A 26,333-nucleotide genomic window follows, 5' to 3' on the forward strand; every position below is an offset into this window, starting at 1 on the left:
GTCTCGCCTCTCAGGCGTCTCGCTCTCAGACATCCATGACGGCGCGCACGGATTCTGCCACGAGGGCTGCGAGTCGGTCGGGCATATCGTCGGGGAGCGGTGCATGACCGAAGGTGAACCGCACGGAGCTCTGCGCGACGGAGGGATCGACGCCGCAGGCGAGCAGGACGTGCGACGGCTCGTCGCTCCCGGCGGCGCACGCCGACCCGCTCGACGACACCACGCCCCGGCGCTCCAGCTCGAGCAGCACGGCCTCGCCGCTCACTCCTGCGAAGGTGAAGCTCGCGGTACCGGGGAGCCGACGGACCGGATCTCCCGTGAGCGCGGCCTGAGGAACTGCTGCGAGGACGGCGGCGATGAGACGCTGCGTCGCCGCTCCGACCCGCGGGCCGACGGCGTCGCGTTCCGCCTCGGCGAGCTCCAACGCCACGGCGAGACCGACCGCCCCGGCGACGTTCTCCGTCCCCGACCGACGCCCGCGCTCCTGACCGCCCCCGTGCAGGAGAGGTTCGAGGGGGACTCGGCCCCGCACGGCGAGGGCGCCGATCCCCTTGGGCGCTCCGAGCTTGTGCCCGGCGATCGCGATCGCATCCGCTCCGACTCCTGAGAGCGGCAGCCACCCCGCGGACTGCACCGCGTCGACATGCAGCGGAACACCGGCTGCGCGGGTCGCCTCCGCGAGCGAGGCCACATCCTGGATCGTGCCGATCTCGTTGTTGGCGTGCCCGAGGGCGACCAGCGCGGTGTCCCGGCGGATCTCCTGTCGCAGGGATGCCGCGGAGATCCGTCCTTGCGAGTCCACAGCCGCCGTCGACACCTGGACATCGTGGAAGCGCCGCAGGTAGTCCGCGGACTCCAGGATCGACTGGTGCTCGATCGGCGAGATCACCAGATGACGGCGGCCGTCCGCGAGAGCGGCGAGCATGATCCCCTTGACCGCGAGGTTGTTCGCCTCGGTGCCGCCCGCCGTGAACACGACATCGCCGGCGCGCATCCCCAGCACCCGCGCGACCCGTGATCTCGCGTCGTCGAGCGCGCTCGCCGCGGCCTCACCGTAGGTGTGGTGGCTGGAGGGATTGCCGAACATGCCGGTGAGGTACGGACGCATCGCATCGAGCACCTCAGGACGGACCGGAGACGTCGCAGCGTGATCGAGATAGAGCATCGGGATCAGTCGATCCGCACGTCCAGGCCGAGATCGAGCGCGCGTGCCGAATGGGTCAGCGCACCGACCGAGATCACGTCCACCCCGGTCCTCGCGATGTCGCCGACCGTGTCGAGGCTCACCCCGCCGGAGGCCTCGACCTGCGCGCGATCGCCGATCAACGCCACACCCGCCCGGAGATCCTCGAGCGAGAAGTTGTCGAGCAGCACGGTGTGCGCTCCGCCGTCGAGCACGGCCGGGATCTGATCGAGCCGGTCGACCTCGACGACCACGTGGGTCGTGTGGGGCAGGCGGGAGAACGCCTCGCGCAGGGCTGTGGCCAGGTCGGCACCGGAGCGCTGCAGCACGGCGAGATGGTTGTCCTTGGCCATCACAGCGTCCGACAGCGAGTAGCGGTGGTTGTGCCCGCGGCCGGAGACCACGGCGTGACGCTCGAAGGCGCGCAGACCCGGGGTGGTCTTGCGGGTGTCGGCGATGCGAGCCGAGGATCCCTCGATCGCCCGCACATAGGCATCGGTCAGGGTCGCGATGCCGCTCATCCGCTGTGCGAAGTTCAGCGCGATGCGCTCCGCGGTGAGGATGCCGCGGGCCGAACCCGACACCGAGGCCAGCACGTCGCCGGGGGCGAAGCGATCGCCGTCGCCGACATGCACGTCGATCGTGATCGACGGATCCGTGAGAGCGAAGGCGGCGGAGAAGACCTCACCGCCGCTGAAGATCCCGGATTCTCTGGCGACCAGGTCGGCGGCGGCGGTGGCGTCTGCGGGAAGCAGCGTCGTGCTGGTGAGGTCGCCCCACGGCGCGTCTTCCTCGAGGGCTGCCCCGACGACGCGGGTGATGAGTGCGTGAGTGAGCATCAGACGGTCTCCAGGAGGGGCGAGGCGACGGGTTCGCGGTAGTGGGCGCCGACCGATTCGGTGCGGGCGAGTGCGGCGGATGCCGTGGCCTCGGCGAGAAGGAGCAGATTCGCGTCCTCGCGCTCGGCGACCGTGGCGGGTGCGGGCGCGGTGGACCGCCAGCCGATGACGGCCTCGAGAGCCCGCTCGAGCCCCTCGTCCGTGCGGAGGAGCCCGACGTCATCCCACATCAGCCGCTGCAGCGCGGGGCGACTGAACGGTCTGCCATCCGGGTGCGGTCGAGCGCCGGCGGTACCGCCGTTCGTGGCGCTGCGAGTGTCCGCGGGCAGGGGTGCGGGGGACGACCTCCAGGGCATGCCCACGGCGGTGGCCGCGCGTGCGCCGAAGACGGCGCCCTCCAGCAGTGAGTTCGAGGCGAGGCGGTTCGCACCGTGGACGCCGGTGCGGGCGACCTCGCCGACGGCGAAGAGCCCGGGGACCGACGTGCGTCCGTCGAGATCGGTGACGACTCCGCCCATCAGGTAGTGCGCGGCGGGAGTCACGGGGATGGGATGCGTGGCCCAGTCGAAACCGCGCTCGCGCGTCACCCTGTCGATCGTCGGGAAGCGATGCGCCAGCACGGGTGCGCCCAGCATCGTGGCGTCGAGACGGACCGGGGAACCCTGAGTTGCGGCCTGGCGCGCGATCGCGCGGGACACGACGTCACGAGGAGCCAACTCGCCGTCGGGGTGGGAGTCGAACACGAAGCGCCGACCGTCGACATCGATGAGTGTCGCGCCCTCGCCGCGCACGGCCTCGGAGACCAGGAACGCCGGGCCCTCGGCGAGGATCGTCGGATGGAACTGCATGAACTCCAGATCCGCGACCGCCGCACCGGCACGCAGGGCCGCGGCGATGCCGTCGCCCGTGGTTCCCACCGGATTCGTCGTGTGCGCGTAGAGGTGGCCTGCGCCGCCGGTGGCGAGGATCACCGCGTCGGCCCCGAGGTCTGAGAGGGCGCCGTCGACGAGAACGCGGATGCCGCGCGCGACGCCGTCCTCGATCACGAGGTCGGCGAGGAACGCGGCCTCGACCACGGTGATGGGCGCACGCCGGGTGGCGGCGACCAGCGCGTCCGCGATCGCGGCGCCGGTCGCATCACCTCCGGCATGCACGATGCGGGCGTGGCTGTGCGCTGCCTCGCGCCCGAGCAGCAGCTCGCCGTCCGGGCTGCGGTCGAAGGCGACTCCTCGCGCGATCAGTTCGGCGATCCGCTCGGCGGCGTCCTGCACGAGCACGTCGACCGCGGCGGCGTCGGACAACCCGGCACCCGCATCGATCGTGTCCGCGGCGTGCTGAGCCGCCGAGTCCGCCGGGCCGTACATTCCGGCGACGCCGCCCTGGGCGAATCCGGTGCATCCGTCGCCGAGTGCACCCTTCGTGACGACCGTCACCGCGTGCCCCGCCTCGTGGGCATGCAGCGCGGCGGTGAGGCCGGCGATGCCCGAGCCGACGACGACGACGTTCATCGGGCGCTCGCCACCACCGGCGGCTTCGCCGCCAGCATCCGCTCGAGGGCGACCCGCGCGGGGTCGGCCACGTCCGGCGTGACCGTGATCCGGTTGGGAGTGCGCCCTGCCACGAGTTCTTCGAGCACCCACGCCAGGTATCCGGGGTGGATGCGGTACATCGTCGAGCACGGGCACACCACAGGGTCGAGGCAGAAGATCTCGTGCTGCGGGAACTGCGCGGCCAGTCGGCGTACGAGGTTGATCTCGGTGCCGATCGCGAAGGTCGTGGGCTCGGTCGCGGCGGCGATCGCCCGGCGGATGTAATCCGTGGAGCCCGCCTCGTCTGCAGCGTCCACGACGTCCATCGGGCACTCGGGGTGCACGATGACACGAACGTCAGGGTGCTCCGCCCTCGCCTGGTCGATCTGGGCCACCGTGAACCGGCGGTGCACCGAGCAGAACCCGTGCCACAGGATGACGCGCGAATCGAGCAGATCGGATGCCGTGGATCCGCCGAGCGCCTTGCGCGGGTTCCACATCGGCATCTGCTCGAGGGGCACGCCCATCGCCTTCGCGGTGTTGCGGCCCAGGTGCTGATCGGGGAAGAACAGCACCCGTCGACCGCGCTCGAACGCCCACTCGAGCACGGTCTGCGCGTTCGAGGAGGTGCACACGATCCCGCCGTGCCTGCCGACGAAGCCCTTGATCGCGGCAGAGGAGTTCATGTACGTGACGGGGATCACCGGGACTCGGCCGTGTTCGTCCTGAGCGTCGAGATCGCCGAGGACATCGGCGAGCTGCTCCCAGCAGTCCTCGACCTGATCGATGTCGGCCATGTCTGCCATCGAGCATCCGGCTGCGAGGTTCGGCAGGATCACGGCCTGGTCGGGGCCGGAGAGCAGGTCGGCGGTCTCTGCCATGAAGTGCACGCCGCAGAACACGATGGCCTCGGCATCGGGTCGCTCCTTCGCCGCGGTCGCGAGCTGGAACGAGTCGCCCACGTAGTCGGCGTGACGCACGACCTCCTCGCGCTGGTAGAAGTGTCCGAGCACGACGGCCCGGTCGCCGAGAGCTGCCTTCGCCGCACGGATGCGCTCGTCGAGCTCGTCTTCGCTCGCCTCGCGATACGCGGCCGGGAGCTCGCCCTGGCGCGGAGATCCGGTCGGGATGACGTCGCCCATCGACGACCCGGGCCCGTAGCCGGGGCGCGTGTCGAAGTCCCAGGGGCCGACGGCGAGGTCGGTCGTACAGGTCTCATCGGTCGAAGCGCCCGTCACGATCGACTGGATCGCGTGGTCGACGGACGCGTCGAGGGGCTGGACTGCCGGGGTCGGAACGAAGGTGATGCTCATCGGGTGCTCGTTTCCTCGGGGCCGAGGGGGCCGTGATCGGCCAGCTCGACATCGGTGTTGTAGCGGTACAGGCGGGCGGGGCGGTGACTGCCGGTGCGGAACTGGTCGGTGGGGAGGAGGTTGCCGGCGGACTCGACCTGTCGGCGGAAGTTGGCCGGGTCGAGATGCTTGCCGAGGATCGCCTCGTAAGCCTCTCGGAGGTCGGCCAGAGTGAACTCGGCCGGCAGGAAGCCGTGCGCGACGCGGCTGTAGCCGACTTTGCTTCGCAGGCGCCAGAGCGCGTAGTCGACGATCTTGCGGTGATCGAAGGCGAGCGGCGGCAGGTCGCCGACATCGAACCAGCGCACGTTCTCGGGAGCGAGACCGGATGCCCGATGCGCGGCGCTCTGCGCGTCGACCTCGTCCTGCCGGAGCAGCGCCCAGTAGACGATGGACACGACGCGGGTGGGGGAGCGGTCGACGGCTCCGAAGGCGTAGAGCTGCTCGAGGTAGCTGGGCGTGAGACCCGTGGTCTCTGCGAGTGTGCGGGCGGCGGCGTCCACCGGTGATTCGGCAGGAGTCAGCCAACCACCCGGAAGTGCCCACTGATCGGCGAACGGCTCGCGGGTGCGGAGGACCAGCGGGAGCGCGAGCACAGCGGCGCCGTCCTCGGTGCGACGCAGCGTGAGGATCACCGTCGACACGGCGACATCGATGCCCCTGGTTTGAGTCATGAGTACCTTAACCTCCGAGACCGATCTTAGTGTCATCGCGACTCTTAGTGCACCTGTGTGACAGACGAGCCCCTGAGGCCGAAACGTTATATACCAGCGTTCTGGCCTCTTGTTGCCCGGATGGCTATTTGTTAGGTTACTGTCCTAACAAATCCCTTTCACGGGGATCTGTCGCGAGTTCCGATCCGGGACTCGGCTCCATCCCGGAGATCCCTCCTGCAGTGCAGCACCGAGAGGAAATACAGAATGATCCGTAACGGAAGGCGCAAGATCGCGCTCACCGCTGTGGCGGGGGCATCCGTCCTCGCCCTGGGTTTGACGGCCTGTGGCGCAGGCGGCGGCAACGAGGGGAGCGGTGGCGACGGCGACCGGGCTCTTCGCGTGTGGGCCGGCAGCCAGACCCCCATCACCGCGAACTACAACCCGTTCGCACCGACCGTGCTCCATGGCGCGCTCGGCCCCATCTACGAGCCGTTGTTCTTCTACAACAAGACGGCCGACGCCGACCCGGTCGGCCTGATCGGCGACTCCTTCGAGTACAACGAGGACGGCACGGTGATCACGATCGCCATCAAGCCCGACCTCAAGTGGAGCGACGGCGAGCCCCTCACGGCTGCCGACGTGGCGTTCTCCTTCACCTACGAGGCCAACAACCCCGAAGGCAACGGTCTCGTCTCAGCCGAGGCGACCGATGACACCACCGTCGTCCTCACCTACACGACCGCGCAGTACACGACCGAGTTCCAGCGTCTGGGGTCGACCTACATCCTTCCCGAGCACGTCTGGTCGGAGGTCGCGGACTTCGCGAACTTCGCCAACGAGGAGCCGGTCGGCTCCGGCGCCTACATCGTCGACAAGACGACGAGCGAGTCGTACACGCTCGTCGCCAACGAGAACTTCCGTGATGCCGACGACCTCGGCGTCAAGAAGGTCCAGTACATCGCGGTCGACAACAACCAGACGGCTCAGGACCTGCTCGCCGCCGGCAAGCTCGACTGGACGGGTATGTTCATCCCGAATCCGGATGACGTCACGGGCAACGGCGCGATCGACTGGATCAACACCCCGCAGGATCCGACCGTGCTCTACACCTGCTCGAACGCCGAGCTCGGCTGCACCGGTCCGCAGACCGATGTCGCCGTGCGTCAGGCGCTCGACGTCGCGATCGACCGCGCCGCGATCAAGGACAAGGCGTTCGTCGGGCTGACCGGCGACATCTCGCCGACCTTCGCGCTGCTGCCCCGCGACGAGAAGTGGGTGGCGGACCCCGCCAACGAGGTCAGCCCGCAGGAGGCGAACGCCGCAGAGGCGGGCGAGATCCTCGAGGCTGCCGGCTACACCAAGGACGGCGACTTCTACTCCAAGGACGGAAAGCCGCTCGAGCTCAGCCTGATCTCGGTCGACGGGTGGACCGACTACAACGACGCCGCGAAGCTGATCGCCGAGCAGGCCGAGGCTGCCGGCATCAAGGTCACCGCATCGACAGTGCAGTGGCAGGAGTTCTCCGACGCCCGTCAGGGCGGTGACTTCCAGCTGATCGTCGGCGGTGTCATCGGCACGTCGGTGGCCGACCCGTTCCAGATCTACCGTGACTGGTTCGGCGGCACCACCGTCGGCTCCACCGCAGCCGTGGGTTCGGAGGTCCCGGCCGGACGCTGGAACTTCAGCCGCTACAGCAACCCCGTCGTCGACGAGGCGGTCCAGGCCGCGATCAGCACGAACGACGAGGCAGAGAAGAAGGAGCTGTACGGCACGATCCAGACCGAGATCGTCCGCGACCTGCCCTACATCCCGCTCGTGATCAATGCGACGCAGACCTTCTACAATACGAAGGACTTCACGGGTTGGCCGACGGAGGAGGACCTCTACGCCTTCCCGCCGTCCTGGGGCGCGATCGCGGCAGGCTATGTCCTGACGCAGCTCGAGCCGGTCAAGTAACGAAATGAGGTCGGGGGAGCAGGAAGCAAGGTCAGTGACATGAAGTTCTATGCACGAAGAATCGGGTTCTACGCGTTCACGCTGTGGGCCGCGATCTCACTCAACTTCCTGCTTCCCCGGCTCATGCCGGGGAACCCGGCGGACATCATGATCGCCAAGATGCAGCGTGCGGGTGGCGAGGTCTCCGAGACCACGATCCGCAACATCAAGCTGCTGCTCGGCGGTGATGACTCCTCCCTCTGGGATCAGTACATCGCGTACTGGGGGCGCATGTTCCAGGGCGATCTGGGTATCTCCGTCACCAAGTTCCCGGCACCGGTGAGCGAGCTGATCGCGCAGGCGTTGCCCTGGACGCTCATCCTCGTCGGCACGGTGACCGTGATCTCCTTCATCCTCGGCGTCGCACTCGGCGCCTGGGCAGGGTGGAAGCGAGGCACCTGGGTCGACCACCTGATCCCGGCGACCACCGTGCTGCAGTCCATTCCGTATTTCTGGATGGCGCTGCTCCTCGTCTCGGTGTTCGCGGTCGGACTCGGCTGGTTCCCGATCTTCGGCGGCTACGACGTCTTCGACTTCCCTGACGGCCCAGAGCCGACCTGGGCGTTCTTCGTGGATGCGCTCTCGCACGCGATCCTTCCCGCGGTGACCATCGTGATCTCGTCGGTCGGCGGGTGGATGTTCGGGATGCGCAACATGATGGTGCAGACCATGGCCGAGGACTACGTGCTCACGGCCGAGGCCAAGGGGCTCCGTCCTCGTCGGATCATGACGACGTACGCGGCCCGCAACGCCGCCATCCCGTCGATCGCAGGCTTCTCGATCACCCTGGGCTTCGTGGTGGCCGGCTCCATCGTCATGGAGCAGGTGTTCACCTACCCGGGCATCGGAAAGCTGATGTTCCAGGCGGTCACGAACAACGACTACGCGCTGATGCAGGGACTCTTCCTCGTCATCACGATCACGGTGCTCGCCGCCAACTTCATCATGGACCTCGTCTATGGCTTCATCGACCCGAGGGCTCGCCAGAATGTCTGACACCGAGAACGCAGTGCTGACCCCCAAGGATCAGCCGACGACCCAGCCCGCGAGCACCATCTCGCTGGCGACCCAGCGGGGGCGCAAGCGCCGCCGCGTGCTCCCGATCACCTCGCCGAAGTTCGTCGTCGGCGCTGTCATCGTCCTGTCGATCGTGCTCTTCGCGATCATCGCGCCGATCTTCTCGCAGGATCCTCGGAGCACCGACAACCCCGCACTGCTCCCGCCCTCGCCGGAGCACTGGCTCGGCACCACCAAGCTCGGCAACGACATGTTCGCCCAGCTCGCGATCGGCGCCCAGGGGTCGCTCCTGGTCGGTGTGGTCGCGGGCGGCATCGCCATCATCCTGTCGCTGCTGTTCGGTGTCCTCGCGGGGTACCTCGGCGGCTGGCGCGAGGACACTCTCGCGCTGCTGACGAACGTGATGATCGTGATCCCCGGCCTGCCTCTGGTGATGGTGATCTCCTCCTTCGTCCCGCAGCGCAGCTGGCAGCTCGTCGCGTTCGTGCTCGGAATCACGTCGTGGGCCGGCGCGGCCTACGTGCTGCGCCTGCAGACACGATCGCTGCGCACCCGCGACTACGTCTACGCATCCAAAGTCGCGGGGGAGCGATCCTTCCGCGTCATCCTGGTCGAGATCATGCCGAACCTGCTGCCGCTGCTCACTGCGCAGTTCCTCTTCGCGATCATCTTCGCGATCCTCGGTGAGGCCGGACTCTCCTACCTCGGCCTCGGCCCGAACTCCTCGATCACCTGGGGCACCATCCTGAACGATGCGCAGTCCGGTCAGGCTCTCGGACGAGGCGCGTGGTGGTGGTTCGTGCCACCGGGAATCATGATCGCCATGCTCGGAGCGGGACTCTCACTCATCAACTTCGCGATCGACGAGGTCATCAACCCCAAGCTGCGCAATGCGCCGGACGCCGCTCGGCGTGTGCGCAAGGCGGCCAAGACGAAGGGGGTCGCCGCATGAGCGCTCCGGATGCCGTGCTCACCGCACGCGACGTGTCGATCGAGTACGAAGTGGACCCGCCCGTCAAGGCGGTCCGCAATGTGTCCCTCACCCTCAACCGAGGAGAGATCCTGGGACTCGCGGGAGAATCGGGATGCGGCAAGACCACCCTCGCCTACGGCATGAACCGGCTGCTCAAGGCGCCGGCGCTCATGACGAGCGGCGAGATCGTCTTCCACGACCGTGACGGTCACGACATCGACATCGTCGCACTCGACGGTGACGGCCTGCGCGCGTTCCGCTGGGACAAGATCTCGATGGTGTTCCAGGGAGCGATGAACTCGCTCAACCCGGTGATCAGCGTCAAGGCGCAGATCTTCGACATCTTCGACACCCATCGGCCCGGCATGTCCAAGAAGGACAAACAGGCCAGAGCCGAGGAGCTGCTGACTCTCGTCGGGGTGGACCCGTCGCGGCTGACGAGCTTCCCGCACGAGCTTTCCGGCGGTATGCGGCAGCGCATGATGATCGCGATGGCGCTCGCACTGGATCCGCAGGTCATGATCATGGACGAGCCCACCACCGCGCTCGATGTGGTCGTGCAGCGGGGGATCATCCGCGAGATCATGCGGCTGCGCGAGCGGCTCGGCTTCGCGGTGATCTTCATCACACACGACCTGCCGATGCTGATCGAGATCAGCGACCGCATCGCCGTCATGCTGCAGGGGCAGATCGTCGAGGAGGGCACGGCGGAGGAGATCTACCGCACGCCCCAGCACGAGTACACCAAGAAGCTGCTGTCGAGCTTCCCGAGCCTGACCGGCGAGCGCGGAGACTTCGTCCGCACCGGCAGCCAGCCCAGTCAGGAGGAGATCCGATGAGCGCTCCCACCCTCGAAGCCCGCAACCTGGTGAAGGACTTCACCCTGCGATCAGGGCTCAAGACGTCGATCCTGCATGCGGTCAAGGACGTCTCGTTCACGATCGAAGCGGGCAAGACGGTCGCCCTCGTCGGCGAATCGGGGTCGGGCAAGTCGACGATCGCCCGGATGCTGATGAAGCTCGAGATTCCGACCAGCGGGCAGATCCTGCTCGACGGCAAAGATGCAGGGATGCGCGGCCGGGCGGTCGAGGACTACCGCTCGCAGGTGCAGATGGTGTTCCAGGATCCGTTCGCCTCGCTGAACCCGTTCCACACGATCATCCACCACCTGGAGCGCCCGATCAGGCTCCACCATCCGAAGCTCTCGGGCGCCGAAGTGCGGTCGCGCGCGATCGAGCTGCTCGAGCGCGTGAGGCTGTCACCGGGCGAGAGCTTCGCCGAGCGCCGCCCGCATGAGCTGTCCGGTGGTCAGCGTCAGCGCGTGGCCATCGCGCGGGCGCTCGCCCCGGGAGCGCGGTTCATCGTCGCGGATGAGCCGGTCTCGATGCTCGATGTCTCGATCAGGCTGGGGGTGCTCAACCTGCTGGCCGATCTGCAGCGGGAAGAGAATCTCGGCGTGCTGTACATCACGCACGATCTCGCGACGGCTCGCCACTTCAGTGACGAGATCATGGTCCTCTACAAGGGCGATGTCGTGGAGCGCGGCCCTGCCGACGACGTCATCCTCAACCCTCAGCACGAGTACACGAAGACCCTGCTGGGCGCAGCGCCGGAGCCCGAGAACCTCGGTCGCCTCCGTGACGAGGTTCGGGCAGAGCTCGCCGGCCGCTGAGCATCCCTCCGGTCGCGCTTCCCCTCCACCGCGACGCATGGCGCGCGGAGCGAAGCGCGACCGGAGGACCACCTGTCTCGTCGGGGGCGACCCGCTAGACTGAACGCACAAGTGAAGACAGGCCGAATGACCCACGCGGGAGAGCCCCGGCGAACGCAGCCGGGCACCGAAGGAGCAAGCCTCCCCGCCAATCTCTCAGGTACGCGTACCGCGCGGTTCCGGCCACTCTGAAAAGCGATTTCCAGCGAAGCGAGAAATCGGGTTGAGCGAGGCCGCCGGAGGCGCCCGAGTCGAAACCCTGGCGACATGCATTCCGCGCGTCTCCGTCTCTTCGCCGGTGGTCCGCCGACGGTGAAAGCCCAGTCTCTGGGTGAAGCTCTCAGGCCCATGACAGAGGGGGAGTTCCGAGGAACGGCGACACCGCTGTTCCGCCCGACCCAGCCCGGGAGAACTCCATGTCCGACCCTCGCTACACCCCGCTCCGCGAGCGCCATGAGGCGCTCGGCGCCTCGTTCACCGACTTCGGCGGCTGGCAGATGCCGGTGCGCTACACCTCCGACCTCGCCGAGCACCACGCCGTGCGTCAGGCTGCCGGGATCTTCGACATCTCGCACATGGCGGAGTTCATGATCACCGGAGACTTCGCAGGGGCCTTCCTCGACTACTCTCTGGCCGGTCGCCTGTCGGCGATGTCCGTCGGCAAGGCGAAGTACTCGCTGATGCTGGCCGACGACGGCGGGATCATCGATGATGTCATCGTCTACCGCCTCGCCGAGGATCGGTTCCTGGTGATCGCGAACGCCGGCAACCGCGGATTCGTCGACGGGGCGTTCGCATCGCGGATCCGTTCGTTTCCTTCGCGGATCGAGCGTGAACGGCCGGCGCTCGCCGACGGCGAGGAGCGCACCTTCGAGGGCTTCCTCGGAGACCGTGGAGTCGACGTCGAGGACGTCTCCGACGACTATGCGCTGCTCGCTGTTCAGGGCCCGGCCTCTGAGGCCATCCTCTCCTCGACGACGGGCATCACCGACCTCGGAACGCCCTGGTCTGAGCAGAAGTACTACGCCTGGGCCGACGCCTCGTTCCTCGGCGGCCCGCTGCTCCTCGCCCGCACCGGGTACACGGGGGAGGACGGCTTCGAGCTCCTCGTCCGCGTCGCCGACGCCCCGGCCCTCTGGGACGCGCTCGTCGAGGCCGGTCAGGCGCACGGTCTCGTCCCCGCCGGTCTCGCCGCGCGCGACACGCTCCGCCTCGAGGCGGGCATGCCCCTCTACGGCCATGAACTCTCCCGTGAGACCAAGCCGTCGCAGGCCGGTCTCGGTCGGGTCGTCGTGAGCGACAAAGAGAGCTTCATCGGCAAGGGAGCGGTGGATGCCGCATCCGACGCCCCGGTGCTGGTGGGCCTCGTGGCCGAGGGCAAGCGCGCCGGCCGTGCTGGATACCCCGTCGTCGATCAGGACGGCGGCGTGCTCGGCGAGATCACCAGCGGTGCGCTCAGCCCGACACTCGGCCACCCGATCGCGATGGCCTACGTCGAATCGTCTTCCGCTGCGGAGGGAACCGCAGTATTCCTTGATGTGCGGGGGACCAGGATCCCCGCGACCGTGACCGCCCTGCCTTTCTACCGGAGGACCAAATGACCGACCTCAACGCCCTCAGCTACACCGACGAGCACGAGTGGATCGCCGCTGACGGCGACACCGTGACGATCGGCATCACCGATTACGCGGCCGACAAGCTCGGCGACGTCGTGTTCGTCGAGCTTCCCGCCGTCGGCACCGAGATCGCCGCAGGCTCCGTCGTCGGCGAGATCGAGTCGACCAAGTCGGTCGGCGAGCTCTACGCACCGGTCACCGGCACGGTCGTCGAGATCAACGACACCGTGGTCGACGACCCCTCGCTCGTGAACGCGGAGCCGTTCGCCGGAGGCTGGCTCATCAAGGTCGCCGTGGCCGCGGGGGCGCTCGAGGGTCTGATGGACCGCGACGCGTACGTCGCTCTGACGGAGGGCTGATCGACCAGTGGTCTCCTTCGCCGATCGTCACATCGGAACCACCGAATCCACTCAGCGCCAGATGCTCGACGCGCTGGGCGTCGAGTCCGCGCTCGAGGACTGGAGCCCGGTCGAGGCGCTGATGCGCCAGGCCGTGCCGTCCTCGATCTTCACCGCAGCCTCCACGGACTCGGTCATCCCTCGCGCGGCGAGCGAGACCGAGGCTCTCGCCGAGCTCCGGGCGATCGCCGCTCGCAACACGGTGAACCGGCCGATGATCGGCCTCGGGTACTACGGCACGATCACCCCGCAGGTGATCCAGCGCAACGTGCTCGAGAACCCCTCCTGGTACACGGCCTACACGCCGTACCAGCCCGAGATCTCGCAGGGGCGCCTCGAGGCGCTGATCAACTTCCAGACGATGGTGGCCGAGCTCACCGGTCTCACCACGGCCAACGCGTCGATGCTCGACGAGTCGACCGCGGTCGTCGAGGGGATGCTGCTGGCGCGCCGCGCGTCGAAGAAGGCATCGAACGTGTTCGCCGTCGACGCCGACGCCTTCCCGCAGACGAGGGCGTTGCTCGAGACCCGCGCCGAGGCGGTGGGTATCGAGCTCGTGACGGTCGACTTCGCCGCCGGCGAGCAGCTCCCCGCAGAGCTGTTCGGCGTCTTCGTGCAGTATCCGGGTGCCTCCGGTCGCGTGTGGAACCCCAGCGCCGTGATCGACGCCGCGCACCTCGCCGGCGGACTCGCGGTCGTCGCGGCCGATCTGCTCGCGCTCACCCTGATCGCCTCGCCCGGTTCGCTCGGCGCGGATGTCGCGGTCGGCACCACGCAGCGCTTCGGCGTGCCGATCGGCTTCGGAGGCCCGCACGCCGGCTACATGGCGGTGCGCGCAGGACTCGAGCGGCAGCTGCCGGGGCGCCTCGTCGGCGTCTCGGTCGATGCGGACGGCAGGCCGGCGTACCGGCTGTCCCTGCAGACCCGCGAGCAGCACATCCGCCGCGAGAAGGCGACCAGCAACATCTGCACCGCGCAGGTGCTGCTCGCGGTGATGGCGTCGATGTACGCGGTCTACCACGGTCCGGACGGACTGCGTGCGATCGCCGCAGAGGTCGCGGCCAAGACCACCATGCTGCGCGACTGGCTCGCCGATGCGGGCGCGGACGTCGTGCACGACTCGTTCTTCGACACCCTCCAGGTGCGGGTTCCGGGGCGTGCGGCCGAGTTCGTGGAGCAGGCCCATCACGGCTTCGGCATTCTGCTGCACGCCGCCGATGTCGACACGATCGGCATCTCGGTCGACGAGACCACCACGGTCGGCGAGCTCCACCAGGTCGCCCGTGTGTTCGGTGGGGCGCAGGAGCGCGCCTTCGGGTTCTACGGCTCGGGGTCGCACGGCGCACTTCCCGCTGATCTGCTCCGACAGGACGAGTACCTCACGCATCCCGTGTTCCACGCGCACCGCAGCGAGACCGCCATGATGCGCTACCTGAAGAGCCTCGCCGATCGCGACTACGCGCTCGACCGCGGCATGATCCCGCTCGGCTCGTGCACGATGAAGCTCAACGCCGCCACCGAGATGGCATCGATCACGTGGCCGGAGTTCGCGGGCATCCACCCGTTCGCCCCGGCATCCGACGTCGAGGGGTACCTCGACATGATCACTCAGCTCGAGGCGTGGCTCGCCGAGGTCACCGGGTACGACGCGGTGTCGCTGCAGCCGAACGCGGGTTCGCAGGGCGAGCTCGCCGGGCTGCTCGCGATCCGCGGCTACCACCTGGCGAACGGCGACACGCAGCGCACGGTGTGCCTGATCCCGTCGTCCGCCCACGGGACGAACGCAGCCTCGGCGGTGCTCGCCGGCATGAAGGTCGTCGTCGTCGCCTGCGATGAGCTCGGCAACGTCGACCTCGACGACCTGCGGGCCAAGATCGCGGCGCACGCCGAGGAGCTCTCCGCGCTGATGATCACCTACCCGTCGACCCACGGTGTGTACGAGCAGGACGTGGTGGAGATCACGACCGCCGTGCACGACGCGGGTGGACAGGTCTACGTCGACGGTGCGAACCTCAACGCGCTGCTCGGCTACGCCCGCTTCGGAGACCTGGGCGGCGACGTCTCGCACCTCAACCTGCACAAGACGTTCGCCATCCCGCACGGCGGCGGTGGCCCCGGTGTGGGCCCCGTCGCGGCCAAGGCGCACCTCGCGCCGTACCTGCCGTCGCACCCGCTCGCGCAGCGGGCGGAGCACGCGGGCGGATTCGTCTTCGAGGGCGGCGCCGTGTCGGCGGCACCATACGGCTCGGCGGGCATCCTCCCGATCTCGTGGTCGTACGTGCGGATGATGGGGGCCGACGGCCTCCGCAATGCGACGGCCGCAGCCGTGCTCTCGGCGAACTACATCGCCGCGCGCCTCGGAGAGCACTACCCGGTGCTGTACGCGGGCGAGAACGGCCGCGTCGCGCACGAGTGCATCCTCGACCTGCGTCCGCTGAAGGACGCGACCGGGATCACGGTCGACGACGTCGCCAAGCGCCTCATCGACTACGGCTTCCACGCCCCGACGATGTCGTTCCCCGTCGCGGGCACGCTGATGGTCGAGCCCACGGAATCGGAGGATCTCGGCGAGATCGAGCGCTTCATCGAGGCCATGATCATGATCAAGGCTGAAGCGGATGCCGTCGCCTCCGGCCGCTGGCCTGCGGACGACAACCCGCTGGTCCACGCACCGCACACCGCGGTCTCACTGATCGCGGGGGAGTGGAACCACGCGTACACCCGTGAAGACGCCGCCTACCCGGTGCACGCCCTGGTCGCCGGCAAGTACTGGCCGCCGGTGCGCCGCATCGACCAGGCGTACGGCGATCGCAACCTGGTCTGCGCCTGCCCGCCGATCGAAGCCTTCGCCTGAGCGGATGAGCGCCCTGGTGCGGCGTCGCGTCCTTCCGGATGCGGCGCCGCCTCTCGTTTCCGTGCATTTCCGCATGTTTCCGCGAGATTACGGATGATCACCACTCAGTAACAGTTCATTAGCCGAGTGCGATGTCCGCAGTATGCCGGGTTACAGTCAACTATCCCTACGCGCTCGATTCTGAGCGCGCAGTCTGATGAATTCCCGTCCACAGGAGGACACAAGTGAAGCGCAACAAGATCGCCCTTGCGGGCACCGCGCTGTTCGCGATCGGCGCCCTGGCGCTCGCGGGCTGCGCGAGCGGTGGAAACGGCAACGAAGGTGACGGCGGCTCCGGCGCGAACGTCGACGCAGATGCCATCATCACCACGAACGGCTCGGAGCCCGAGAACCCGCTGATCCCCACCAACACCAACGAGGTGGGTGGCGGAAAGATCCTCGACGAGATCTTCGCCGGTCTGATCTACTACGACGCCGAAGGCGCCCCGGTCAACGACGTGGCTGAGGAGATCACCACGGAAGACCCGCAGAACATCACCGTCAAGATCAAGGAAGGCCTGACCTTCACCGACGGTGAAGAAGTCACCGCCGACAACTTCATCAAGGCGTGGAACTACGGCGCACAGGCCGAGAACGCACAGCTCTCGGGCTACTTCTTCGAGGACATCGAGGGCTTCATCAACGACCCGGGCGACCCGGCCAACCCCGATGACGACGTCTTCGGTGCGCAGGGCGACATGGCTGGTCTCCAGCAGGTCGACGACTACACCTTCACGATCGCGCTGAACAAGCCGGCCTCCGACTTCGCACTGCGTCTCGGATACTCGGCGTTCTACCCGCTGCCCGACGCGGCCTTCGAGGACATGGAGGCCTTCGGCCAGTTCCCGATCGGCAACGGCCCGTACATGATCGACGGCGAAGACGCGTGGCAGCACGACGTGCAGATCGACCTCGTGCGCAACGACGATTACGACGGCCCCCGCAAGGCGGCCAACGGCGGTCTGACGATCAAGTTCTACGCCACGCAGGAAGCGGCATACGCAGACCTGCTGTCGAACGAGGTCGACGTCATCGACGCGATCCCGACGAACTCGCTCCCCGTCTTCGCCGACGAGCTCGGTGACCGTGCCGTGAACCAGCCCTCGGCTGTGTTCCAGTCGTTCACCATCGGCCAGTTCCTCCCGCACTTCAGCGGCGAAGAGGGCCAGCTGCGTCGTCAGGCGCTGTCGATGGCGATCAACCGCGAAGAGATCACCGAGACCATCTTCTCGGGCACCCGCACCCCGGCCGCCGACTTCACGTCGCCGGTCATCGACGGCTGGTCCGACTCGGTTCCCGGTAGCGAGGTCCTCGACTTCGATCCCGAGAAGGCGAAGGAGCTGTGGGCCGAGGCCGACGCCATCTCGCCGTGGGACGGCGAGTTCAAGATCGCGTACAACTCCGACGGCGGACACGACGCCTGGGTCGACGCGGTGAGCAACAGCATCAAGAACACGCTGGGCATCGAGGCATCGGGCGACCCGTACCCGACCTTCCAGGACCTTCGCACGAAGATCAACGACCGCTCCATCACCACGGCTGCGCGCTCCGGCTGGCAGGCCGACTACCCGGGTCTGTACAACTTCCTCGGACCGCTCTACGCCACGGGTGCCGGTTCCAACGACGGTGACTACTCGAACCCCGAGTTCGACGACCTCATCTCCGCAGGTATCAGCAACCCCGACGCCGACGCGCAGCTCGAGGACTTCACCAAGGCGCAGGAGGTCCTGTTCCAGGATCTTCCCGCGATCCCGCTGTGGTACTCGAACGTGACCGGTGGCTTCAGCGAGAACGTCGACAACGTCACGTTCGGCTGGAACTCGGTTCCGCTGTACTACGAGATCACGAAGGCCGGCGAGTAAGTCTGACGGCACTTCACCTGTGAGGCGGTGACGATTCTTCGTCACCGCCTCACAGGCTTGTGTTCACGTAGCTTTCTTTCCCCTCTAAGAAGGGACTAGCGGATGCTCGGTTATATTCTGAGGCGTCTTCTGCAGGTGATCCCGGTCTTCTTCGGAGCCACCCTGCTCATTTACTTCCTGGTGTTCGCCATGCCCGGCGACCCGATCCTCGCCCTGTTCGGCGACAAGACGCCGAGTCCGGCGGTCGTCAACCAGCTGCGAGAGCAGTACCACCTGAACGACCCGTTCATCGTGCAGTACTGGTACTACATCACCGGTGTGTTCCAGGGCGACCTGGGCACCACGTATTCCGGTCGACCCGTGTCGGCGGTCCTCGCCGCCACGCTTCCCGTCACAGGACGCCTGGCCGTGATGGCGATCGCCATCGAGTTCGTGCTGGCGATCATCATCGGAACGATCTCGGCGCTGCGCAAGGGCAAGCTGTTCGACAACGTGTCTCTGATCGTGGCGCTCGTCGCGATCGCGATCCCGATCTTCGTCGTGGCGTTCCTCGCGCAGTACTTCCTGGCGATCCAACTCGGATGGTTCAAACCCACGGTGGGCGCGGACAACGACTGGGGTGGGCTCTGGCTTCCGGCCATCGTGCTCGGCTTCAGCCTCTACGCCGTGAGCATGCGTCTGATGCGCAGCTCCGTCATCGAGACACTGAACCAGGACTGGGTGCGCACCGCCTACAGCAAGGGGCTCTCGCGCAACCGCGTGCTCCCCGTGCACGTGCTGCGCAACTCGCTGATCCCCGTGATCACCAACTCCGCGACGAACTTCGGTGTGCTGCTCGTCGGCGCGACCGTCACCGAGGGCATCTTCAACGTGCCCGGTGTCGGCAACACGCTGTTCCAGGCGATCCAGCGCGGCGAGGGCCCCACGGTCGTCTCGTTCGTGACCGTGTTCGTCATCCTGTACGTGTTGGTGAACCTTCTCATCGACCTGCTCTACGGTCTGCTCGACCCGAGGATTCGCTATGCCTGATCCCACATCTCAGAAGCACTACGTCGCTCCGATCGAGACGGAGTCGATCGCGGTCGACGCCGTCCGCATCTCTGACAAGCCCAGCAATCTGTGGCGCGACGCCTGGTTCGACCTCCGGCGTCGTCCGCTGTTCTGGTTCTCGATCGTGCTCGCGCTCTTCTTCCTCGTGATGGCGCTGTGGCCCACGCTGTTCACCGCCACCCCGCCGAACGACGACTGCCAGCTGTCCAACAGCAATGGCGGCCCGACCGACGGGCACCCGCTCGGGTTCACGTTCCAGGGGTGCGACATCTACGCGCGCATCGTCTGGGGATCCCAGACCTCGTTGGCGGTCGGCCTGATCGCCACGGTGATCTCGTCGGTCCTCGGCCTGATCATGGGGGCACTCGCGGGCTTCTACGGAGGATGGCTCGACGGCCTGCTGTCGCGCATCGGTGACATCTTCTTCGCGATCCCGTACATCCTCGCGGCCGTGGTCGTGATGACCGTCTTCCGGGATGCACGTTCGGTATGGACCCTCGCCTTCGCCATCGGTGCGTTCGCGTGGGCCTCCACAGCCAGAGTCGTGCGCGCCGAGGTGCTCAGGGTCCGTCAGGCCGATTTCGTCATGGCGTCGCAGGCACTGGGCCAGTCGAAGTTCAAGATCCTCCTGAACCATGTCGTCCCGAATGCGATCGCACCGCTGCTCGTGGTGTCGACGCTCGGACTCGCGGCGGCGATCGTCGCCGAGGCGACGCTCTCGTTCCTCGGGGTCGGTCTCGGCAGCGACGTGATGTCGTGGGGTAACGACATCGCCAAGGCGCAGGCATCGCTGCGTGTCGCGCCGATGGCGCTCATCTATCCGTCGATCGCACTCACCCTCGCGGTGCTGGCGTTCGTCACCCTGGGCGAGCTCATCCGAGACGCCCTCGACCCGAAGGCGAGGGCACGCCGATGAGCGAGCGAATCACCGAACAGGTCCCGCTGCTGAGCATCCGCGACCTCACCGTCGCGTTCCGCACGCAGGAGGGCCTGCGCGAAGTGCTCCACGGAGTCAGCTTCGACGTCATGCCCGGAGAGACGGTCGCGATCGTGGGCGAGTCGGGCTCGGGAAAGTCGACGACGGCCACGGCCATCGTGAACCTGCTGCCCGGCACCGGCCAGGTCACCGCAGGATCGATCACGCTGGAGGGGCGCGAGCTCACGACACTCAACCGTCGCGAGATCGAGGCCGTCCGCGGTCGGGACATCGGCTTCGTGCCGCAGGACCCGATGTCGAACCTCAACCCGGTCTGGAGCATCGGCTTCCAGGTGAAGGAGGCGATCCGTGCGAACGGAATCGCCCAGGGGCGCGACGCCGCGAAGGCACGCACTGTCGAGGTGCTGAAGCAGGCGGGGCTCGCAGACGCCGAGAAGCGTCTGCACCAGTTCCCGCACCAGTTCTCGGGTGGAATGCGCCAGCGCGCGCTGATCGGGATGGGCCTCGCGGCCGACCCGAAGCTGCTCATCGCCGACGAGCCGACCTCGGCTCTCGACGTGACGGTGCAGCGCGTGATCCTCGATCACATGGCCTCGCTCACTCGCGACAAGGGCACCTCGGTGCTCCTGATCACGCACGACCTGGGCCTCGCGGCTGAGCGTGCGGACAAGATCATCGTGATGAACGGCGGCAACATCGTCGAGGCGGGTCCCAGCCGCGAGATCCTCGAGAACCCGCAGCACCCGTACACCAAGCGTCTGGTCGCCGCGGCGCCCAGCGTCGCGTCGCAGCGCATCCAGGCGGTGGTGGAGGACAGAGGGATCGAGACGCTCGAAGACCTCGCCGCCATCCCGCCGACCGTGCGTGTCGCCGGGCTCACGAAGGACTATCGGATCCGTCAGGGGAACTTCCGCAGCGAAGCGTTCCGAGCGGTCGAAGATGTCTCGTTCGAGATCCCTCGGGGCAAGACGCTCGCGCTCGTGGGGGAGTCGGGCTCCGGCAAGTCCACGGTGGCGAAGATGGTGCTGAAGCTCGAGGAGCCGACCAGCGGCACCATCGAGATCGACGGCCAGGACGTGTCGAGGCTCTCGAACGCTCAGGCGTTCGGTCTGCGTCGGCGCATGCAGCCGGTGTTCCAGGACCCGTACGGCTCGCTCGACCCGCTGCGCAACATCGGCAACACCATCGCCGAGCCGCTGCAGATCCACGGTGTCGGCGACCGCACGTCACAGCGGGAGCGGGTCGAGGAGCTCCTCGATCAGGTCTCGCTGCCGCGGGTGCTCGCCACACGGTATCCGAACGAGCTCTCGGGAGGACAGCGGCAGCGTGTCGCGATCGCGCGCGCTCTCGCGCTCAAGCCCGACATCATCGTGCTCGACGAGGCCGTGTCGGCGCTCGACGTGCTGGTGCAGGATCAGGTGCTGCAGCTGCTGGCCGAGCTCCAGTCGGAACTCGGACTCACGTATCTGTTCATCACGCACGACCTCGCAGTCGTCCGCGTCTCGAGCGATCTCGTGTGCGTCATGGAGAAGGGCAGGATCGTCGAGCAGGGCACTGTCGACGAGATCTTCGCGAATCCGCAACAGGAATACACGGATCGTCTGCTGAAGGCGATCCCCGGCGCATCGATCACCCTCGGCGGTCACTGAGAGTGAGCACCGAACCTCGACCGGAGGCCGCACGGACATTCCGTGCGGCCTCCGGGCCTGTCTCCCTCGTGCTGTGCTCGTTGCTCGCGCTCTTCCTGCTGGGCGACGCCGTCGTCCGCGCCGGCTGGGGGCAGATGCTCCTGCTCGCCCCGTGGGTGCTGCTCGGGCTCTGGGTGGTCTACGAGATCGCCTTCGTGTCGGTCGTTCGTGTCGACGCCCAGGGCGCTGTCGTGCAGAACATGCTCCGCCGCACGTCATTCGGCTGGAGTCGGGTGCGCGACATCGACCTGCGCTGGCAGCTGGTGTTCTCCCTCGATGACGGCACCGACCTCTCGTGCTACGGCGGCCCGGCTCGTGCGCGTCCCGTCCGCCGCCCGACGAGCGGCGATGACGAGGCCAAGGCTCCGGCCGGTCTTCGCGACCTGACCGAGATCCGTGATCGCTGGCAGGATGCACCCGCGACAGCGGACGCTCCTCTCCGACGCACCTGGGATTCACGGGCGCTCATCGCGCTCGGTGCGATCGTGCTCTGGGCCGTCGTGTCGGTCTTCATCGCCAACGCGTGAACGCCTGCGTGCGCTCCGGGTCTTGTCAGCTCGGCAGGCCGAACAGCGCGGGGAAGGCGCTCGCGGCCCAGGGGTAGCCGACGAACACGGTCGCATCGATCAGGAAGTGCGCGACCAGGAACGGCATGAGCCGGCCGCTGCGCTGGAACAGCCAACCGAACAGCAGGCCCATCGCGAGGTTTCCGATGAAGGCGCCCGGTCCCTGATAGAGGTGGTAGCTCGCGCGCAGCAGTGAGGTCGTCAGGATGATGGTCCACGGACCCCACCCGAGCTGCTTCAGGCGGGCGAACAGATAACCCAGCACCACGAACTCCTCCTGCAGCGATGCACGGGCCGCCGCGAGAAGCAGGACGGGCACGGTCCACCAGTGCGCGCCCTGGCCTGAGGGGTCTACCGCGACGAAGATCCCTAGGGCTCTTCCGGCCAGATAGAGCCCGATGCCAGGGATGCCGATCGCAGCGACGAGCAGTACTCCCCGCCCGATGTCGGATGCCGTCTTCGTGCCGTCGAGGCCGAGTCTTCCCAGATGAGGCCTCGAGGGCTGCCAGAGCAGATAGCAGACCAGCAGCACCGGGACGATCGAGAACCCGATCGACAGGATCTGATAGATCAGGTCGAAGACCTCCCGATCGCTTCGCGAGGGATTGAGCGTGGCGGTCTGATCGGCGAGAGGCACGTCGCGGGTGACGAGGTCCGCCAGCTCGACGATCGCGTAGACCGCGGACTTGCCGAGGCCGAGGGCCAGCACGATCGCGATCTCCCACCACAGGCGTGCTCTCGGGGATGGGGCGTTCGAGGGGAGGCTCATGGCATCACCGATCGTACTCGCGCGGCTGGCACTGCTATGGCATGGGCGCGTGCACTTCGACAGCCCACGTGCGCATGAGCTGTCGCTCTTCGGCGGTGCAGATGTAGTCGTAGCCGTAGTCGCGACCGTCGAAGGTCAGGGTCCACAGATCCAGATAGGTCAATGCGTAGCAGTCGGCGAACACCTCGCTGTTCCCCTGAAAGTGCCCCTGCTCGACGAGGACGCCAGATGACCCCAGCTCGGCCCCGTTCGCATCGCTGTCGGCTCGCATGTAGAGGTGCGAGAGCTCGTGCAGAACGACCAGACGGATGGCGGTGTCGCCGCCGAGCTGGTCTTCAGGCAGAAGGTGAACCGTCAGCGTTTCCTCGGAGATGCAGCCGATCGTCACACGTCCGTCATCCGGTTCTCCGGGGGTCCCGCACTCGGTGTCCGCGTTCCATGCGATGTCGATGAATCCCTGGCCGGCTTCGTCGACGATCGCCTCGCTGACCGAACCGGAGACGTTCGCTCGTCGCGCGGCGGCGTCGGCGATCCGCTGCTCGAGGCTCTGCCGGATGGCCTTGGCTTCGCTCGCATGGTCAGCGACCGACGCGTCGGTGACAGGGGGCTGCGAGATCGACGCCTCCAGACGTCGGAACGTCATGAGGTCCGCGACGAGGGGAGCGACCGGGTTCGTCTCGATCTGGGCGTAGAGGTCGTAGTACCTGCTACGCTCCGCATCGAACGCCGCCAGCGACTCGGAGCGGGAGTCGGTTCCCTGTGCTGTCGGCTGCTCGGGCGACGAAGAGGACGTGAACAGCCCTGCGACGACGAGAACCACGACGAATGCGAAGCCCATCAGGGCGATTCCACCGCATCCGAGAAGTGCGCACAGCCCGCCCCTTCCGCGCCGCGGAACAGGGGCTGGAGCCGGAGCAGCCGCCACCGCTCGCATCGCGGGATTCACTGCGAGTATCCAGTCGCGCAGCTGCGGGTAACACGCGGGGTGACGTAGCACGAGCGGGTGCAGATCTCCCCGGCGTGCGGCTATCTCTGCGAGCTGAGCCGGTGCCGTCCACGGATTCTGCACAGCGGCCAGGTCGGTGTCGTACATGTGGCCGCTCATGCGGTCACGGTATCGCACAGCCCCTTGGGTCGGCGCGACGCTCGAGGTCGTACTTCGACGCTCAGGAACGACTCGCCCGAATACGATAGTCTGGAACGTCGGCTTCTCGGCAAAACCCCACACTCTTTAGGACATATGCATGGCGCACGCCCTTCGCTCTGACCTCCGCAACGTCGCAATCGTCGCGCACGTCGACCACGGCAAGACCACTCTCGTCGACGCCATGCTGCGTCAGACGGGCTCGTTCGGCGAACACGCCCACGTCGATGAGCGCGCCATGGACTCGAACGACCTCGAGCGTGAAAAGGGCATCACGATCCTCGCCAAGAACACGGCGATCACCTACAAGGGAAAGCACGCTCAGGGCAAGGAGATCACGATCAACGTGATCGACACCCCCGGCCACGCCGACTTCGGCGGTGAGGTCGAGCGCGGCCTGTCGATGGTCGACGGTGTCGTCCTGCTCGTCGACGCGAGCGAGGGCCCGCTTCCGCAGACCCGCTTCGTGCTGCGCAAGGCTCTCGAGTCGAAGCTGCCCGTCATCCTGCTGGTCAACAAGACCGACCGTCCCGATGCTCGCATCGCCGAGGTCGAGGAAGAAGCCCACGACCTGCTTCTGGGCCTCGCATCCGACCTCGTCGACGACGTGCCCGACCTCGACGTCGACGCGCTGCTCGACGTGCCGGTGGTCTACGCCTCCGGTCGTGCGGGCGCCGCATCGCAGAACCGTCCCGCCGACGGTTCGCTGCCCGACAACGACGACCTCGAGCCGCTCTTCGAGGCGATCCTCGAGCACGTCCCGGCTCCGGCGTACGACGACGAGGCTCCGCTGCAGGCCTGGGTCACCAACCTCGACTCCAGCCCGTTCCTCGGCCGCCTCGCGCTTCTCCGCGTCTTCAACGGCACGCTCAAGAAGGGCCAGACCGTCGCTTGGGTCCGTGCAGACGGCACGCACCAGAACGCACGCATCACCGAGCTGCTCAAGACCCGTGCGCTCGAGCGCTACCCCGCCGAGTCGGCAGGCCCCGGCGACATCGTCGCCATCGCCGGATTCGAGAACATCACGATCGGCGAGACCATCGCCGACCCCGAGGATGTCCGCCCGCTCCCCGCGATCACGGTCGACGACCCCGCCATCTCGATGACGATCGGTACGAACACCTCGCCGCTCATGGGCAAGGTCAAGGGCCACAAGCTCACCGCTCGCATGGTCAAGGACCGTCTCGACAAGGAGCTGATCGGTAACGTCTCGCTCAAGGTCGTCGACATCGGGCGCCCCGACGCGTGGGAGGTGCAGGGTCGCGGCGAGCTGGCTCTGGCGATCCTCGTCGAGAACATGCGCCGTGAGGGTTTCGAGCTCACCGTCGGCAAGCCGCAGGTGGTCACGAAGAAGATCGACGGCAAGACCTACGAGCCCTTCGAGCACCTCACGATCGACACGCCGGAGGAGCACCTCGGCGCGATCACTCAGCTTCTCGCGAACCGCAAGGGCCGCATGGAGAACATGACCAACCACGGCACCGGCTGGGTGCGCATGGAGTTCATCGTCCCCTCGCGCGGTCTGATCGGCTTCCGCAGCGAGTTCCTCACGACGACGCGCGGCACGGGTATCGCCAACGCGATCTCCCACGGCTACGAGCCGTGGGCCGGTTCCATCACGACCCGTCAGAACGGCTCGATCGTCGCCGACCGCCAGGGTGTCGTCACCCCGTTCGCGATGATCGCCCTGCAGGAGCGCATGTCCTTCTTCGTGCAGCCCACGCAGGAGGTCTACGAGGGCATGGTCATCGGCGAGAACTCGCGCGCCGACGACATGGACGTGAACATCACCAAGGAGAAGAAGCTCACCAACATGCGTGCGGCGAGCTCCGACACCTTCGAGTCGATGACGCCCCCGCGCCAGCTGACGCTCGAGGAGAGCCTCGAGTTCGCTCGTGACGACGAATGCGTCGAGGTCACGCCCGAGGTCGTCCGCATCCGCAAGGTCAACCTCGACGCGAACACCCGTGCGCGTGAGACCGCTCGACTGAAGCGCCAGGACGCCAACGTCTGAGAATCGTCTAAGAGAAGGGGCCCTGCATTGCCGGAAACGGCGGCGCAGGGCCCCTTTCTCACGAAACGTCCAGGCGGGCCGTTGCAGAATCGTTACCTTGCGCCTGGGGCGATCTCCCGATGAGTGTCCTGTGACGGGCGT

General features: G+C 67.3%; 21 protein-coding genes and 1 riboswitch. Of the genes, 14 read left to right on the plus strand and 7 right to left on the minus strand.

Features of this window, described 5'->3' with window-relative positions; genetic code table 11:
- Nucleotides 1-25 precede the first annotated feature (25 nt).
- From RQG77_RS01340 to RQG77_RS01360, 5 genes are read right to left on the minus strand one after another with little or no spacing between them, the layout of a single operon-like run.
- Nucleotides 26-1,165, minus strand: coding sequence for a cysteine desulfurase family protein (locus tag RQG77_RS01340; protein ID WP_311243089.1), 1,140 nt, complete (start codon nucleotides 1,163-1,165; stop codon nucleotides 26-28).
- Between the two features lie 5 nt (nucleotides 1,166-1,170).
- On the minus strand, nucleotides 1,171-2,022 hold the full coding sequence (gene nadC, locus RQG77_RS01345) for a carboxylating nicotinate-nucleotide diphosphorylase (RefSeq protein ID WP_311243090.1): 852 nt from the start codon (nucleotides 2,020-2,022) through the stop codon (nucleotides 1,171-1,173).
- A complete protein-coding gene (nadB, locus tag RQG77_RS01350; protein ID WP_311243091.1) occupies nucleotides 2,022-3,530 on the minus strand; it encodes an L-aspartate oxidase in 1,509 nt (502 codons plus the stop codon). The genes nadC and nadB overlap by 1 nt, the downstream gene beginning before the upstream one ends.
- Nucleotides 3,527-4,864: a quinolinate synthase NadA gene (nadA, locus tag RQG77_RS01355; RefSeq protein WP_311243092.1), complete on the minus strand. Its 1,338-nt coding sequence runs from the start codon at nucleotides 4,862-4,864 to the stop codon at nucleotides 3,527-3,529. Before nadA ends, nadB begins: the two co-directional genes overlap by 4 nt.
- Entirely contained in the window at nucleotides 4,861-5,577 is a 717-nt protein-coding gene (locus tag RQG77_RS01360; protein ID WP_311243093.1) for an NrtR DNA-binding winged helix domain-containing protein, read from the minus strand. The genes nadA and RQG77_RS01360 overlap by 4 nt, the downstream gene beginning before the upstream one ends.
- 246 nt (nucleotides 5,578-5,823) lie before the next feature.
- On the opposite strand from RQG77_RS01360, the gene RQG77_RS01365 reads away from it, so the two are divergent.
- From RQG77_RS01365 to RQG77_RS01425, 13 genes are all read left to right on the plus strand, one after another.
- Nucleotides 5,824-7,515, plus strand: coding sequence for an ABC transporter substrate-binding protein (locus tag RQG77_RS01365; protein WP_311243094.1), 1,692 nt, complete (start codon nucleotides 5,824-5,826; stop codon nucleotides 7,513-7,515).
- Nucleotides 7,516-7,554: 39 nt separating this feature from the next.
- On the plus strand, nucleotides 7,555-8,550 hold the full coding sequence (locus RQG77_RS01370) for an ABC transporter permease (RefSeq protein WP_311243095.1): 996 nt from the start codon (nucleotides 7,555-7,557) through the stop codon (nucleotides 8,548-8,550).
- On the plus strand, nucleotides 8,543-9,523 hold the full coding sequence (locus RQG77_RS01375; RefSeq protein WP_311243096.1) for an ABC transporter permease: 981 nt from the start codon (nucleotides 8,543-8,545) through the stop codon (nucleotides 9,521-9,523). The genes RQG77_RS01370 and RQG77_RS01375 overlap by 8 nt, the downstream gene beginning before the upstream one ends.
- Nucleotides 9,520-10,383 (plus strand): ABC transporter ATP-binding protein, encoded by an 864-nt coding sequence (locus tag RQG77_RS01380; RefSeq protein ID WP_311243097.1) that lies wholly within the window; start codon nucleotides 9,520-9,522, stop codon nucleotides 10,381-10,383. Before RQG77_RS01375 ends, RQG77_RS01380 begins: the two co-directional genes overlap by 4 nt.
- The gene (locus RQG77_RS01385; RefSeq protein ID WP_311243098.1) at nucleotides 10,380-11,216 is read left to right on the plus strand and encodes an ATP-binding cassette domain-containing protein; all 837 of its coding nucleotides are present in this window, start codon (nucleotides 10,380-10,382) and stop codon (nucleotides 11,214-11,216) included. Before RQG77_RS01380 ends, RQG77_RS01385 begins: the two co-directional genes overlap by 4 nt.
- A 126-nt stretch (nucleotides 11,217-11,342) precedes the next feature.
- Nucleotides 11,343-11,437, plus strand: a riboswitch (glycine riboswitch).
- Between the two features lie 234 nt (nucleotides 11,438-11,671).
- Complete coding sequence (locus RQG77_RS01390) at nucleotides 11,672-12,856, plus strand: glycine cleavage system aminomethyltransferase GcvT (protein ID WP_311243099.1); 1,185 nt, start codon at nucleotides 11,672-11,674, stop codon at nucleotides 12,854-12,856.
- Nucleotides 12,853-13,230 carry a glycine cleavage system protein GcvH gene (gene gcvH, locus RQG77_RS01395; protein ID WP_056508773.1) on the plus strand — a complete coding sequence of 126 codons (378 nt, stop codon included), beginning with the start codon at nucleotides 12,853-12,855 and terminating at the stop codon, nucleotides 13,228-13,230. The genes RQG77_RS01390 and gcvH overlap by 4 nt, the downstream gene beginning before the upstream one ends.
- Before the next feature lie 61 nt (nucleotides 13,231-13,291).
- Nucleotides 13,292-16,123, plus strand: coding sequence for an aminomethyl-transferring glycine dehydrogenase (gcvP, locus tag RQG77_RS01400; protein WP_396653380.1), 2,832 nt, complete (start codon nucleotides 13,292-13,294; stop codon nucleotides 16,121-16,123).
- Between the two features lie 224 nt (nucleotides 16,124-16,347).
- The gene (locus tag RQG77_RS01405) at nucleotides 16,348-18,024 is read left to right on the plus strand and encodes an ABC transporter substrate-binding protein (RefSeq protein WP_311243101.1); all 1,677 of its coding nucleotides are present in this window, start codon (nucleotides 16,348-16,350) and stop codon (nucleotides 18,022-18,024) included.
- A gap of 102 nt (nucleotides 18,025-18,126) precedes the next feature.
- A complete protein-coding gene (locus RQG77_RS01410) occupies nucleotides 18,127-19,053 on the plus strand; it encodes an ABC transporter permease (protein ID WP_056508779.1) in 927 nt (308 codons plus the stop codon).
- Entirely contained in the window at nucleotides 19,046-19,990 is a 945-nt protein-coding gene (locus RQG77_RS01415; RefSeq protein WP_311243102.1) for an ABC transporter permease, read from the plus strand. Before RQG77_RS01410 ends, RQG77_RS01415 begins: the two co-directional genes overlap by 8 nt.
- Nucleotides 19,987-21,660 carry an ABC transporter ATP-binding protein gene (locus tag RQG77_RS01420; protein ID WP_311243103.1) on the plus strand — a complete coding sequence of 558 codons (1,674 nt, stop codon included), beginning with the start codon at nucleotides 19,987-19,989 and terminating at the stop codon, nucleotides 21,658-21,660. The genes RQG77_RS01415 and RQG77_RS01420 overlap by 4 nt, the downstream gene beginning before the upstream one ends.
- Nucleotides 21,661-21,662: 2 nt before the next feature.
- A complete protein-coding gene (locus RQG77_RS01425; RefSeq protein WP_311243104.1) occupies nucleotides 21,663-22,226 on the plus strand; it encodes a PH domain-containing protein in 564 nt (187 codons plus the stop codon).
- Between the two features lie 25 nt (nucleotides 22,227-22,251).
- On the opposite strand, the gene RQG77_RS01430 is transcribed toward RQG77_RS01425, so the two are convergent.
- Both RQG77_RS01430 and RQG77_RS01435 read right to left on the minus strand, forming a co-directional pair.
- Complete coding sequence (locus RQG77_RS01430; RefSeq protein WP_311243105.1) at nucleotides 22,252-23,034, minus strand: type II CAAX endopeptidase family protein; 783 nt, start codon at nucleotides 23,032-23,034, stop codon at nucleotides 22,252-22,254.
- Between the two features lie 34 nt (nucleotides 23,035-23,068).
- The gene (locus RQG77_RS01435; RefSeq protein WP_311243106.1) at nucleotides 23,069-24,139 is read right to left on the minus strand and encodes a hypothetical protein; all 1,071 of its coding nucleotides are present in this window, start codon (nucleotides 24,137-24,139) and stop codon (nucleotides 23,069-23,071) included.
- A gap of 139 nt (nucleotides 24,140-24,278) precedes the next feature.
- Here RQG77_RS01435 and typA point away from each other — a divergent pair, with 139 nt between their 5' ends.
- Nucleotides 24,279-26,192: a translational GTPase TypA gene (gene typA, locus RQG77_RS01440; RefSeq protein ID WP_056508792.1), complete on the plus strand. Its 1,914-nt coding sequence runs from the start codon at nucleotides 24,279-24,281 to the stop codon at nucleotides 26,190-26,192.
- Nucleotides 26,193-26,333: the final 141 nt, after the last annotated feature.

Origin of the sequence: Microbacterium sp. WCS2018Hpa-23 (genome assembly GCF_031843845.1) — a bacterium.
Lineage (GTDB): Bacteria > Actinomycetota > Actinomycetes > Actinomycetales > Microbacteriaceae > Microbacterium.